The 12,328-nt window shown below is 71.5% G+C and carries 13 protein-coding genes; 8 read left to right on the top strand and 5 right to left on the bottom strand.

The window, feature by feature from the left end; genetic code table 11:
• The first annotated feature begins 53 nt into the window (after positions 1 to 53).
• From uvrC to WBG79_RS20845, 5 genes are all read left to right on the top strand, one after another.
• The gene (uvrC, locus tag WBG79_RS20825) at positions 54 to 1,979 is read left to right on the top strand and encodes an excinuclease ABC subunit UvrC (RefSeq protein ID WP_337359148.1); all 1,926 of its coding nucleotides are present in this window, start codon (positions 54 to 56) and stop codon (positions 1,977 to 1,979) included.
• Between the two features lie 170 nt (positions 1,980 to 2,149).
• On the top strand, positions 2,150 to 2,728 hold the full coding sequence (gene pgsA, locus WBG79_RS20830; RefSeq protein WP_337359149.1) for a CDP-diacylglycerol--glycerol-3-phosphate 3-phosphatidyltransferase: 579 nt from the start codon (positions 2,150 to 2,152) through the stop codon (positions 2,726 to 2,728).
• Complete coding sequence (gene moaD / locus WBG79_RS20835) at positions 2,725 to 2,976, top strand: molybdopterin converting factor subunit 1 (protein ID WP_337359150.1); 252 nt, start codon at positions 2,725 to 2,727, stop codon at positions 2,974 to 2,976. The genes pgsA and moaD overlap by 4 nt, the downstream gene beginning before the upstream one ends.
• A 26-nt stretch (positions 2,977 to 3,002) precedes the next feature.
• Positions 3,003 to 3,473 (top strand): molybdenum cofactor biosynthesis protein MoaE, encoded by a 471-nt coding sequence (locus WBG79_RS20840; RefSeq protein WP_337359151.1) that lies wholly within the window; start codon positions 3,003 to 3,005, stop codon positions 3,471 to 3,473.
• Between the two features lie 119 nt (positions 3,474 to 3,592).
• Positions 3,593 to 3,826: a hypothetical protein gene (locus tag WBG79_RS20845; protein ID WP_337359152.1), complete on the top strand. Its 234-nt coding sequence runs from the start codon at positions 3,593 to 3,595 to the stop codon at positions 3,824 to 3,826.
• Position 3,827: 1 nt separating this feature from the next.
• Here the strand turns inward: WBG79_RS20845 and WBG79_RS20850 are convergent, their stop codons facing one another.
• Positions 3,828 to 4,715, bottom strand: coding sequence for a branched-chain amino acid aminotransferase (locus WBG79_RS20850; RefSeq protein WP_337359153.1), 888 nt, complete (start codon positions 4,713 to 4,715; stop codon positions 3,828 to 3,830).
• A gap of 315 nt (positions 4,716 to 5,030) precedes the next feature.
• On the opposite strand from WBG79_RS20850, the gene WBG79_RS20855 reads away from it, so the two are divergent.
• The 3 genes from WBG79_RS20855 to WBG79_RS20865 all read left to right on the top strand — a co-directional run bounded on the left by WBG79_RS20855 (position 5,031) and on the right by WBG79_RS20865 (position 7,748).
• Positions 5,031 to 5,561: a MarR family winged helix-turn-helix transcriptional regulator gene (locus WBG79_RS20855; RefSeq protein WP_337359154.1), complete on the top strand. Its 531-nt coding sequence runs from the start codon at positions 5,031 to 5,033 to the stop codon at positions 5,559 to 5,561.
• Positions 5,562 to 5,572: 11 nt separating this feature from the next.
• On the top strand, positions 5,573 to 6,292 hold the full coding sequence (locus WBG79_RS20860) for a response regulator transcription factor (RefSeq protein WP_337359155.1): 720 nt from the start codon (positions 5,573 to 5,575) through the stop codon (positions 6,290 to 6,292).
• 160 nt (positions 6,293 to 6,452) lie between these two features.
• Positions 6,453 to 7,748, top strand: a complete 1,296-nt coding sequence (locus tag WBG79_RS20865) for an ATP-binding protein (protein WP_337359382.1) — start codon at positions 6,453 to 6,455, stop codon at positions 7,746 to 7,748.
• 65 nt (positions 7,749 to 7,813) lie between these two features.
• On the opposite strand, the gene WBG79_RS20870 is transcribed toward WBG79_RS20865, so the two are convergent.
• The 4 genes from WBG79_RS20870 to WBG79_RS20885 all read right to left on the bottom strand — a co-directional run bounded on the left by WBG79_RS20870 (position 7,814) and on the right by WBG79_RS20885 (position 12,288).
• Positions 7,814 to 9,067, bottom strand: a complete 1,254-nt coding sequence (locus WBG79_RS20870; protein ID WP_337359156.1) for a DUF1501 domain-containing protein — start codon at positions 9,065 to 9,067, stop codon at positions 7,814 to 7,816.
• A gap of 4 nt (positions 9,068 to 9,071) precedes the next feature.
• Complete coding sequence (locus tag WBG79_RS20875) at positions 9,072 to 10,511, bottom strand: DUF1800 domain-containing protein (protein ID WP_337359157.1); 1,440 nt, start codon at positions 10,509 to 10,511, stop codon at positions 9,072 to 9,074.
• Positions 10,512 to 10,589: 78 nt separating this feature from the next.
• Complete coding sequence (locus WBG79_RS20880; RefSeq protein WP_337359158.1) at positions 10,590 to 11,273, bottom strand: TetR/AcrR family transcriptional regulator; 684 nt, start codon at positions 11,271 to 11,273, stop codon at positions 10,590 to 10,592.
• Between the two features lie 82 nt (positions 11,274 to 11,355).
• A complete protein-coding gene (locus tag WBG79_RS20885) occupies positions 11,356 to 12,288 on the bottom strand; it encodes a ribose-phosphate pyrophosphokinase (protein ID WP_337359159.1) in 933 nt (310 codons plus the stop codon).
• Between the last annotated feature and the right edge of the window lie 40 nt (positions 12,289 to 12,328).

Consider the following 12,328-nt stretch of genomic DNA (forward strand, 5'->3'; position numbering starts at 1 on the left):
CTGGCGACGCTATATTAGGCGACGCTCCCGAATCCCCCTGATACCGGATCGCAATGGCCGAAGATCACGAACTCCTGGACGCTGCGGGCGAGGACGCCACGCTGCTGCAGGGCGCCGACATCATCGCCGACGTGGTGAAGCGTCTGCCGAACGCCCCCGGTGTTTACCGGATGGTCGACCAGAAGGGAGACGTGCTCTACGTCGGCAAGGCCCGCAACCTCAAGAAGCGGGTCGGCAACTATGCCCGAGGCGCTGGCCTCTCCTCTCGCATCCTGCGCATGATTCGCGAGACACGGGCCATGGAATTCGTCCAGACCCGGACGGAGACCGAGGCGCTCCTGCTCGAGGCGAATCTCATCAAGCGCCTGAGGCCGCGCTTCAACGTCCTGCTCCGCGACGACAAGAGCTTCCCGTACATTCTCATCGCGGAGGACCACGAGGCCCCCGCGCTGGTCAAGCATCGGGGCGCCCGCAAGCGCAAGGGCGAGTATTTCGGCCCCTTCGCGTCGGCCGGCGCGGTCGGCCGCACCATCAACGCGCTGCAGAAGGCCTTCCTGATCCGCACCTGCTCGGACAGCGTCTACGAAAGCCGCACCCGTCCCTGCCTGCTCCACCAGATCAAGCGCTGCGCGGCCCCCTGCACCGGCGAGATCGACCTGCCGTCCTACCGGCGGCTGGTCGACGAGGCCGAGGCCTTCCTGTCCGGGCGCAGCCAGGCCGTGAAGGCCGAGCTCGCCGCCGCCATGGAGCGGGCCTCCGAATCGCTCGACTTCGAGCGCGCCGCCGTCTGCCGTGACCGGCTCGCCGCGCTCTCCCACGTCCAGTCGCACCAGGGCATCAATCCGCACTCGGTCGAAGAGGCCGACGTCTTCGCCGCCCACCACGAGGGCGCGCAGACCTGCATCCAGGTCTTCTTCTTCCGCACCGGCCAGAACTGGGGCAACCGCGCCTATTTCCCCCGCGCCGACAAGTCGCTCGGCGAGGGGGAGGTGCTGGAGGCCTTCGTGGCGCAGTTCTACGACGACAAGCCCGTCCCGAAACTGGTCCTCCTCTCGCACGACTTCGAGGAGCGCGACCTGCTCCAGCAGGCGCTGTGCGAGCGCGCCGGCCACCGGGTCGAGATCGCCGTGCCCAAGCGCGGCGAGAAGAAGGACCTGGTCGACCACGCCCTGCTCAATGCCCGCGAGGCGCTCGGCCGCAAGCTCGCGGAATCCTCGAGCCAGGCCCGCCTGCTGGCGGGCCTCGCCGAGGCCTTCGGCCTGCCGGAGGCGCCGCGCCGCGTGGAGGTCTTCGACAACAGCCACATCATGGGGACCAACGCCGTGGGCGGCATGATCGTGGCCGGGCCGGAGGGCTTCGCGAAGGCGAACTACCGCAAGTTCAACATCCGCTCGACCGAGCTCACCCCTGGCGACGACTACGCCATGATGCGCGAGGTGCTGACGCGCCGCTTCTCCCGCCTCGTCCGCGAGGCCGGCCCGAAGGCCGAGGCGCCGCGCGACGAGCAGGGCTTCGGTCCCTGGCCCGACCTGGTGCTGATCGACGGCGGCAAGGGCCAACTCGAGGTCGCCCGCCAGGTCCTCGCCGACCTCGGCATCCACCAGGACGTTCCGCTCGTGGGCATCGCCAAGGGACCGGACCGGGATGCAGGCCGGGAGAAGTTCCATATTCACGGCCGGCCGGAGTTCATGCTGCCGGAGCGCGACCCGGTCCTCTACTTCGTCCAGCGCCTGCGCGACGAGGCCCACCGCTTCGCCATCGGCACGCACCGGGCGAAACGCTCCAAGGCGATCGGCCAGTCGACGCTGGACGAGATCGCCGGCATCGGACCGACCCGCAAGCGGGCCCTCCTGCGCCACTTCGGCACCGTCAAGGCCATCTCGAAGGCCGGGATCGGCGACCTGATGACGGTGGACGGCATTTCCGAGAGCATGGCCGAGACCATCTACGACTTCTTCCACGAGGGCGAGACCGGCTGACCGCGGGCTCCCTCCGGGCTGACGCGCCGTTGACGGCCGGCGCCCGGCCATGCTCTGTCAGGACCGCACACGTCCGCGCCGCTTCGGCGGCGTCGGAGAGAAAAAGGCCGGCCCCGCCGGATCCGCGTCGCGACGGTGCGGGCCGGGGGCGGGCGAGGTGGAGCGGCCGGATGTCGGCGTGGAGCGTACCCAATCTTCTGACCTACGGCCGCATTGCCGCGGTCCCCGTGGTCGTCTCCTGCTTCGCGCTGCCGGGCCTGCCCACGGATTTCTCGCGCTGGGTCGCCCTCGTCATCTATATCGCGGCCGCCGTCACCGACTTCTTCGACGGCTACCTGGCCCGCGCCTGGCAGCAGCAGTCGGCCCTCGGGCGCATGCTCGACCCGATCGCCGACAAGCTCCTGGTCGCCTCCTGCCTGCTGGTCCTCGTCGACGACGAGACCATCCGCAACTGGACCGTCTTCGCCGCTGTCATCATCCTGTGCCGCGAGATCCTCGTCTCGGGCCTGCGCGAGTTCCTCGCCGAGCTGCGCGTCAGCGTGCCCGTCACCCGGCTGGCCAAATGGAAGACGACCGCCCAGCTCGTCGCGATCGGGTTCCTGATCGCCGGCCCCGCGGGCGACAAGATCGTGCCAAACGTGACCGTGTTCGGCCTGGTCCTCCTCTGGATTTCCGCCATCCTGACCCTCTATACCGGCTGGGACTATTTCCGGGCCGGCATCGGCCACCTGATCGAGGAGAAGGCGTGAGGATCCTCTACTTCGCCTGGGTTCGCGAGCGCATCGGCAAGGCCGAGGAGACGCTCGAGCCGCCCGCCGACGTGAAGACCGCCGGAGACCTCCTGCGCTGGCTGAAGGGCCTCGGCGAGGAATACGACCATGCCCTGGAGCGGCCGGAGGTCATCCGGGTCGCCGTCGACCAGCGGCACGTCCGTGCCGAAGCCCCGATCGCGGGCGCCCGGGAGGTCGCCCTCTTTCCGCCGATGACCGGCGGCTGAGCCGCGGGCCCGAGGAGCCCCGAGCCATGAGCCAGATCCCCATCACGGTCCGCGTCCAGGCGGAACCCTTCGACACCGAGGCCGAGGTCGCCCGCCTGACCGCCGGCCGCACCGACGTCGGCGCGGTCGTCACCTTCGCGGGTCTCTGCCGCGCCGAGGGCGGCACCCTGGCGGCCCTCGAGCTCGAACACTACCCCGGCATGGCCGAGGCCGAGATCGTCCGGGTCGCAGAGGAGGCCGCCCGCCGCTGGCCCGTGATGGGACTGACCGCGATCCACCGCTTCGGCCGGATCGCGCCCGGCGCGCCGATCGTGCTCGTGGTCGCCACCTCGTCCCATCGGCACGCCGCCTTCGAGGCGGCCGCGTTCCTGATGGATTTCCTGAAGACCCGCGCGCCCTTCTGGAAGAAGGAGCACCGGGCGGACGGCACCGAAGGCGGCTGGGTCGACGCCCGCGAGGCCGACGACGCGGCGGCGGCCCGCTGGGGCGGGGCCTGATGGCGGCCGGACCCGCCCGCGCGCCCGGCTCGGCCGGCAGCTCCCTCGAAGACGGCCCGCCCGGCCCGGCGGGTCGCGTCGCGGCCGGACCGGCCCCGGCCGGCGGCGGACGCCCGCCCGTGACGCCGCAGTCCATCCGCGCCACCCGGCTCGCGCTGGGCTGGGGCCTGGTCCTGATGATCGTCGGCGGGCTCCTCTTCATGCTCGCCGGCTTCGCCTTCACGGCGATCGCCGGAACGAGCTGCTTCGAGGGCTACTGCGCCTGGGTGCCCTTCCTCTACTTCACCCCCCTCGGCATGGTCGCCGGCTTCGTCCTCGGCGCCAAGGTGGGGGCCGGCAAGGCGGGCGGGTGACTCACTCCGCCGCCGCCCGCTTCGGCTGCACCTCGGCGAAGTAGTCGTTCATCAGTCCGAGCGTGATCTCGCCCGGCTTGAACGTGTAGGGGCCGACCTCCGAGACCGGGGTCACCTCGGCGGCGGTGCCCGTCAGGAAGCACTCGGAGAAGCCCGTCAGCTCCTCCGGCTTGATGCGCCGCTCCACCACCTCGATGCCGCGCCGCCGGGCGAGATCGACCACGGTCTGCCGCGTGATGCCGTTCAGGAACCGGTCCGCCAAGGGCGTGTGGATCTTCCCATCCTGCACGAAGAACACGTTCGCGCCGGTCGCCTCGGCGACGTAGCCCTCCCAGTCCCACATCAGCGCGTCGGCATAGCCTTTGTTCTCCGCCGCGTGCTTGGAGATCGTGCAGATCATGTAGAGCCCGGCCGCCTTGGATTTCGACGGCGCGGTGCGCGGGTCGGGGCGGCGATACTCGGCGATGTCGAGGCGGATGCCGCGGGCGCGCTCCTCCGGCTTGAAGTAGCTCGGCCACTGCCAGGCCGCGATCGCCACGTGGATCGTGTTGTTCTGCGCCGACACGCCCATCATCTCGGAGCCGCGCCAGGCGACCGGCCGCACATAAGCGTCGACCAGGTTCATCTTGACCAGCAGCTCCTCGCAGGCCCGGTTCAGCTCCTCCACCGAATAGGGCAGCTTGAAGCCCAGGATCTCGGCCGAGGTGTGCAGGCGCTGGTGGTGCTCGGTCTGCTTGAAGACGACGCCGCCATAGGCCCGCTGCCCCTCGAAGACGCAGCTGCCGTAGTGCAGCCCGTGCGTCAGCACGTGGATCTTGGCGTCCTTCCACGGCACGAATTGGCCGTCGAACCAGATGACGCCGTCGAGTTGGTCGAAGGGCAGAGCCATGTTCCTCTCCGGGTTTCCTGTGCCTTGGGACGGCCGGCGGCGGACGGCTGGTGCCGGGGCTCCGGTTCCGGGAGCCCGCTTCCGAACCCGCCTGCGCGGGGGAAGGATCCGTCGTCCGGCGCCCGATGCGCGCCGTATCTGCTTTTGCGTTGCGGCGTTTCAGTCGATATCTTGCACCCACGACGCCGACCGCGCCAGCCTGCCGCCGCCGGGGTGCCGGCAACGCAGGGTTGGCGGAGACCCGAAGGCCGCGACGAGAACGATCCTTTCGTCGTGACGGCTCTGGAAGTAACGAACGGAACGAAATAAGTCAATATGGCTGACATAAATTTCTCGGCATCCTCCCGACCCTCCGCCGCGCCGCCGGCCGGGTCCTCCGGCCCGGACGCGTCCGGCGAGCCCCACTGGGAGATGATCGAGCTGCTCTTTTTCGCCTACCGCGACTTCATCGGCGACCCGGACGCGATCCTCGACGAGTTCGGCTTCGGCCGCGCCCACCATCGCGTCCTGCACTTCGTGAACCGCAATCCCGGCATGGCGGTCGCCGAGCTCCTGGACATCCTGAAGATCACCAAGCAGAGCCTCGGCCGGGTCCTGAGGGAACTCGTCGAGGGCGGCTACGTCGAGCAGCAGACGGGCGAGGCCGACCGCCGCCAGCGCCTGCTCTTCGCCACGCCGAAGGGCCGGAGCCTCGCCCTGCGCCTGGCCGAGCCCCAGTCGCGCCGGATCGCCGCCGCGCTCGCAGCCCTCGGGCCCGGCGGCGCCGAGGCCGCCCGCGAGTTCCTGCGCCAGATGATCAACGACGACGAGCGCGCCGAGACGGCCCGCTTCGCCGCCCGGCCGTGAGGACATCGCCCATGCCGGACCCGAACGCCGAACCGCGCCCGCAGCCCCTGCCCGACGAGGCCCCCCATCTCCTCGTCGTCGACGACGACAGTCGAATCCGCTCCCTCCTGTCGAGCTTCCTCGGCCGCCAGGGCTTCCGCGTCACCGTCGCCGAGGGCGCCGCCGAGGCCCGCAAGAAGCTCGAGACCTTCGACTTCGACATGCTCATCCTCGACGTCATGATGCCCGGCGAGACCGGCATGGACCTGACGGCGTCGCTGCGCCGGAACTCCGAGGTGCCGATCCTGATGCTGACCGCGCTGACCGAGACCGAGAGCCGCATCCGCGGCCTGGAGCTCGGCGCCGACGACTACCTGTCGAAGCCCTTCGATCCGCGCGAGCTGATCCTGCGCATCAACAACATCCTGAAGCGCGGCGCCGCCGCGGTCCGGCCGAAGTCGGCCGAGGTCCGCTTCGGCGCCTTCGTGTTCCACCTGGAGCGCCAGGAGCTGAAGCGGGGCGACGAGCTGATCCGCCTGACCGACCGCGAGCGCCAGCTCCTGCGCATGTTCGCGGAACGGCCCGGCGAGACCATCCCGCGCCACGAGATCGTCGGGTCCGACAACGCCCTCGGCGACCGGACCGCCGACGTCCAGATCAACCGCCTGCGCCGCAAGATCGAGGCCGACCCGGCCAACGCGCTCTACCTGCAGACGGTCCGGGGCATCGGCTACCGCCTGCAGATCGACTGAGGGAGGCCGGGCCGGCGCGAACCCGGACCGGCCCGTGAGGATGCTCGACAGACCAGCCACGCGCAGCGGGACGACGGCGGAGCCGGACTCCGCGCCAGGCAGCCCCCTCGGCCGCCTCGCCGGCCTTTGGCGGGCGATCGCCCGCGCGCTCGGCGAGCGGATGCCGAAGGGCCTCTTCGCCCGGTCCCTGCTGATCGTCATCCTGCCCATGCTGATCCTGCAGTCGGTCGTCGCCTACGTCTTCATGGAGCGCCACTGGAACCTGGTCACCCGCCGCCTCTCCGAGGCGGTGACGCGCGACATCTCGGCCCTGATCTCGGTCCTGGAGACCTACCCGCAGGACGCCGACTACGACCGGCTGACCGAGATCGCCCGGCGCGACTTCTCGCTCTCCGTCTCCATCCTGCCGCCGGACCCCCTGCCCCCGCCCGCGCCCAAGCCCTTCTTCTCGCTCCTGGACACGGCGCTCTCCGAGGAGATCGTGCGCATCATCGGGCGCCCCTTCTGGATCGACACCGTCGGCCGATCGGACCTGATCGAGATCCGCATCCAGCTCGAAGGGCGCGTGCTACGCGTCCTCGCCCGGCGCGGCCAGGCCTACGCCTCCAATTCGCACATCTTCCTGGTCTGGATGGTATCGACCTCGATCTTCCTGCTCGCCATCGCGATCGTCTTCCTGCGCAACCAGATCCGGCCCATCCAGCAGCTCGCCGCGGCGGCCGAGAATTTCGGCAAGGGCCGCCCTGTTCCGCCCGACTTCCGCCCCCGCGGCGCGCGCGAGGTGCGCAAGGCCTCCCAGGCCTTCGTCGACATGCGCCGCCGCATCGAGCGCCAGATCGAGCAGCGCACCACCATGCTGGCGGGCGTCAGCCACGACATGCGCACGGTGCTGACCCGCTTCCGGCTGCAGCTCGCGCTCATCGGCGGCGGCCCGGAGGTGGAGGATCTGGAGGCCGACATCGACGAGATGCAGTCGATGCTGGAGGCCTACCTGGCCTTCGCGCGCGGCGACGGCGACGAGGCGGCCTCCCCGACCGATATCGCCGAGATGCTGCGCGCCATCGCGGCCGAGGCCGACCGCGCCGGCTTCACGGTGACCCAGCGCTTCACCGGCCCGCCGCTCGTCATCCTGCGGCCGAACGCCTTCAAGCGCGCGGTCGGCAACCTCGTCGGCAACGCCTGCCGCTACGCCGAACGGGTGGAGGTCTCGGCCCGTCACGAGGACGGCTACCTGCACGTGGTCGTGGACGACGACGGCCCGGGCGTGCCGGAGGCAGAGCGCGAGAACGTTTTCCGCCCCTTCTACCGGCTCGACCGGGCCAGGAACCAGGACGAGGGCGGCACCGGCCTCGGCCTCGCCATCACGCGCGACATCGTCCGCGGCCACGGCGGCGACGTCCGCCTCGAGGAAAGCCCCCTCGGCGGCCTCCGCGCGATCCTCAGAATCCCGGGCTGAACGGGCCGCCCGGCGGCCTCCGCGCGATCCTCAGGATCCCGGGCTGAACGGGTCGCCCGGCGGTCTCAGGCGATCAGCCCGGAGAGCGGCTTCACGGCGGCGGAGTCCGGGAACACCGTGGCGCCGAGCACGCCCGCCGAGAGGCCCAAATGCTCCGCCATCACGCCCTTGATCACGGCGCGCAGGTCGGTCGTCGGCTTGAGGTCCCGCTCCTGGTGCAGGGTCTCGGGCCTGAGCCCCGGCCAGTCCGCCAGGATGCGCCCGCCCTTGACCGCTCCGCCGGCCAGAAGGGCCACCGTGGCGGTGCCGTGGTCGGTTCCGACCGTGCCGTTGACGCGGGCCGTCCGGCCGAACTCGGTCAGCACGAGCAGGACCGTGTCGCGCCACTTGTCCCCGAGTCCTGCCTCGAAGGCCGCGATCGCCCCGTCCAGGCCGCCGAGGAGCTGCGCCAGCCGGCCCGTCGCCCCGCCCTCGTTGGCATGGGTGTCCCAGCCGTCAAACGCCATGGCGGCGAGCCGCGGCCCGTCGTCGGCGGCGATCAGGCGGGCGGCCCCCGCCGCGGCCGCCTTCATGCCCTCCGCGGTCGCGGAGCCGCCGCGCGCCTTGGCGGCGTCGCCCGACAGGCCGGAGTCGCGGGCGATCCGGTCCGACCCGAGGCCGCGGCCGAGGATCTCGCCGAGCGCCGGGTCGGCATGCCGGTAGAGATCGAGCACGCGCGCCGCCAGGTCGTCGCCGGCCTTCGGAAGCGACGGCGGCGTCCAGCCGAGCACCGGCGTCTCGCCGCGCATGACGAGCGGCGTCACCGCGCCGATGCCGATGCCGCCCCGGGCCGCCACGCGGTCGCCCGTCGGCAGCGCTCCGAGCGCCCGGTTCATCCAGCCGCTCGCGACGAGCCCCGGACCCGGCTGCCCGCTTTCCAGCACGTCCTGCCCATCGAAATGCGAGCGCTCCCGGTAGGGCGTGGCGGTCGCGTGGACCACGAGCGCCTGGTTGTAGCGATAGAGCCGCGCGAAGGTCGGCATGGCGGGATGCAGGGCGAAGAAGCCGTCGAGCGCGAAGGCCGGGTTGGGACCGTCGAGCCCGAGGGCGATGCCCTGGCGCAGCGCCGCGTAGTCCGGGTCGCCGAGCGGTGCCACAGCCGACAGCCCGTCGAGCGCCCCGCGCAGGATGATCGTCACCATCCGCGGGTCGCGCCCGCCGGCCGCCTGGGCGAAGCGCGGCACAAAGGGCCAGACCGCGAGCACGGCGCCCCCGGCGAGAAGGCGCCGCCGGGTCGGGTCGGGCCTCTCGCACAGCCCCTGGTCCGGAATGACCGCCATCGCCTCACCTCCTCTGCAGGTCCGGGGACATCAGCAGGAGCGCGAGCCCCTGTTGCCGGCTCTCCGCGCGCATCACCGCGTCCCGCGTCTCCGGCGACACCGCGTCCGCCAGCACTTCGGCGATCACCCGCCGCGGATCCCGGTCGCCCGCCGACCGGGCGAGCTGCGCGGCGACGTCGAGTCGGGCCGAGAGACCCGCCGGGGCGAGCCAGTCGGACGTGCGGTCCGGCCATCCGTTCGGACCGGGCGGATTGAAGATCGGCTGCCCCATCAGGCCGAGCGCCTGCTGCACGGGCCCGAACTCCGGGGTGCGGTCGATCGTCCGGTGGGCGCCGATCAGGAACTCCTGCGGGGTCCGGAGCTTGGCGGGCGGCGCGCGCCAGCCCGCGTCCGCCGTCACGAGCGCCCGGACGACCTGCCCGAGGTCCCCGTCCGTCTCCCGGTAGCGCCGCTCCAGGAGGGCGACGAGCTCCGCCGGGGGCTCGTCCGCCACGAAATGGCGCACGAGCTTGACGGCCAGGTGCCGCGCCGTGGCCGGATGCCGCGCGAGGTCGGCGAGCGCGGCCAGTCCCTGCCGGTGCAGGTCCGGCGCGTAGGCGCGGCCGAGCACCCGGTGCTCCCCCGGCTCGTGCCGCTGCACCGCGAAGGTGAAGCGCCCACCGTGGAAGAGGTCGTCGTCCGGGCTCGTCATCATCCAGCCGGTGATGACCCGGGCGAGGTTGGTCACGTCCTCCTGGGAATAGCCGCCGTCGACGCCGAGCGTGTGCAGCTCGAGGATCTCGCGCGCGAGGTTCTCGTTGAGGCCCCGCTTCTGGTTTCGCCCGACCGTCGAGGCCGGGCCGACCGACTGCGTGTTGTCGAGGTAGAGCAGCATCGCCGGATGCGTCTCGACCGCCGCCAGCATGTCGGCGAAGCGCCCGAGCACGTGCGGCCGGATCGCCTCGCGTTCCAGGGCGCCGACGGCCGACTTGACCGCCCCGCTCTTCGAGGCGGCGACGGCGAAGTGGTTCGACCAGAACAGGACCAACCGTTCGAGGAGAGGCGTCTCCGTCGCGACCTGCCGGCGCAGGCGGGCGACGATCTCGTCCTGGAAGATCTGCGCATCGATCGGCGGCGGCTCGGGTACGTTCGGGCGCGGCGCGGCCATGTCGGGGGCCGCCATCCCGTCCCCGCCCGGCTTGCCCGCCTGGACCGGGGCCGCCGTCGCAACCGTCAGCTTGCGGGCCCGCGCGGCCTCACGCTCGATCTCGGCATACCGGTTGGCCCGGATCGCCTCGTCGCTCGGCCGCAGTCCGGGCCCTTGCAGCAGCGCCGCTACGGGCCGGTCGAGCTGGGCGAGAACCGCCCCGCGCGGATCCGCGGCGATCCGCGCCATCTCGCCAGGCCTGGCGCCGAGGCCGAACCGATTGACGGCCACGGCGGCGGGCGGTGGGATCCAGGCCATGGCGGTCTCCTCGGAAAAGGCCGGATCCCCGCACGGTGGCGCCAGATCATGGCCTCTCGAAGGCAGAATTCCCTAACGTCAGGCCGGCGCCATAGCCGCGTCGGGCGAGGACTCGGCCGGCGGCGGGGGCGGCGGCGTCCGACGGCGGCGCCCTCCCGGCAGGCAGCGCCCGAGCGGCCCGAGGGCGCGCTCCAGCCGCTCCGCGCCGCGCCCGATGCGCTCGAGCCGCTTCAGGGCGGCATCCAGGGCCTTCATGGTCTTCGCCAGCCCCGGGTCCTCCTCCTCGAGCCACACCTGCAGCACGCGGGCCCAGGCGAGGGCCAACGCTTGCGCCCGCGCGAGCCCCATCAAGCCGCCGCGATCGAGCCCGGCGGCCGAGAGCATCCAGCGCATGGACGTGACCGCGTTGGTGTTGAGGGCCGCGGCGAGCAGCGGGTCGCGCCGCGCCGAGCGCAGGAGGCCGGCCACCGCGGCCTTGTAGGGCGCCAGCGCATCGAAACGCCGCATCAGCACGTCGAAGAGCCGGTCGCGCACCGGCTCCGCCTCCATGCCCTCGTCCTCCTCGCCGATGACCTCCTGGTCGATCCGGCGGGTGAAGTCCTCCAGCATGGCGAACTTGCCGTCATAGGCCTGGCGCAGCTGCGCCAGGGTCAGCCCCGCCTTGTCGGCGATCTCACCGAAACCGATCCGGTCGAACTCCCGGTCGCTGACGAGGCTGAGGAGCCCGTCCACGATCTTCTGCCGCTGTTTCTCGCTCGCCATGGGACACCTCCGTCTGGAGGTGAAGATAGGAAGCCGCGGGCCGCCGAGCCAGGGGTCCGGCCCGCACCGGGGCCGGCGCCGGTCAGTCGAACAGGCTCGAGACCGACTTCTCCTGCGCGGTGCGGGCGATCGCCTCGCCGATCAGGGGCGCGATCGAGATCACGCGGATGTTGGGCGCGGCCTTCACGGCCTCGGTCGGCTGGATGGAATCGGTGATCACCAGTTCCTTCAGCTTCGAGGCCGAGATGCGGGCCACCGCGCCGCCCGACAGCACGCCGTGCGTGATGTAGGCGGTCACGTCCTTGGCGCCGCGGGCGAGCAGCGCCTCGGCGGCGTTCACCAGCGTGCCGCCGGAATCGATGATGTCGTCGACCAGGATGCAGGACCGTCCCTCGACGGTGCCGATCACGTTCATGACCTCCGACTCGCCCGGCCGTTCGCGCCGCTTGTCCACGATGGCGAGTTGCGCGTCGATTCGCTTGGCGAGCGCCCGGGCGCGCACCACGCCGCCGACGTCGGGCGACACCACCACCGTGTTGTCGAGCGGGTAGCGCTCCTTGATGTCGCGGGTCATCACCGGCGCGCCGTAGAGGTTATCGGTCGGGATGTCGAAGAAGCCCTGGATCTGGCCCGCGTGCAGGTCGAGCGTGAGGACGCGGTCGACGCCCGCCTGCGTGATCATGTTGGCGACGAGCTTGGCCGAGATCGGCGTGCGCCCGGAGGAGCGGCGGTCCTGGCGGGCATAGCCGAAGTAGGGCAGCACCGCCGTGATCCGCTTCGCCGAGGAGCGCTTCAGCGCGTCGGTGATGATCAGGAGCTCCATCAAGTGGTCGTTGGCCGGGTAGCTCGTCGACTGGATGATGAAGGCGTCCTCGCCGCGCACGTTCTCCTGCACCTCGACGAAGATCTCCTGGTCGGCGAAGCGCCGGACGAGGCAGCTCGTCATCGGCACTTCCAGGTAGGCCGCGATGTCTTCGGCGAGACGGCGGTTGGAGTTTCCGCACACGAGCTTCATCGGGGACCGTCCTCGGTCGAAAGGCGGGAAGCGGCAGGAG

The organism is Prosthecomicrobium sp. N25 (assembly GCF_037203705.1).
Lineage (GTDB): Bacteria > Pseudomonadota > Alphaproteobacteria > Rhizobiales > Ancalomicrobiaceae > Prosthecodimorpha.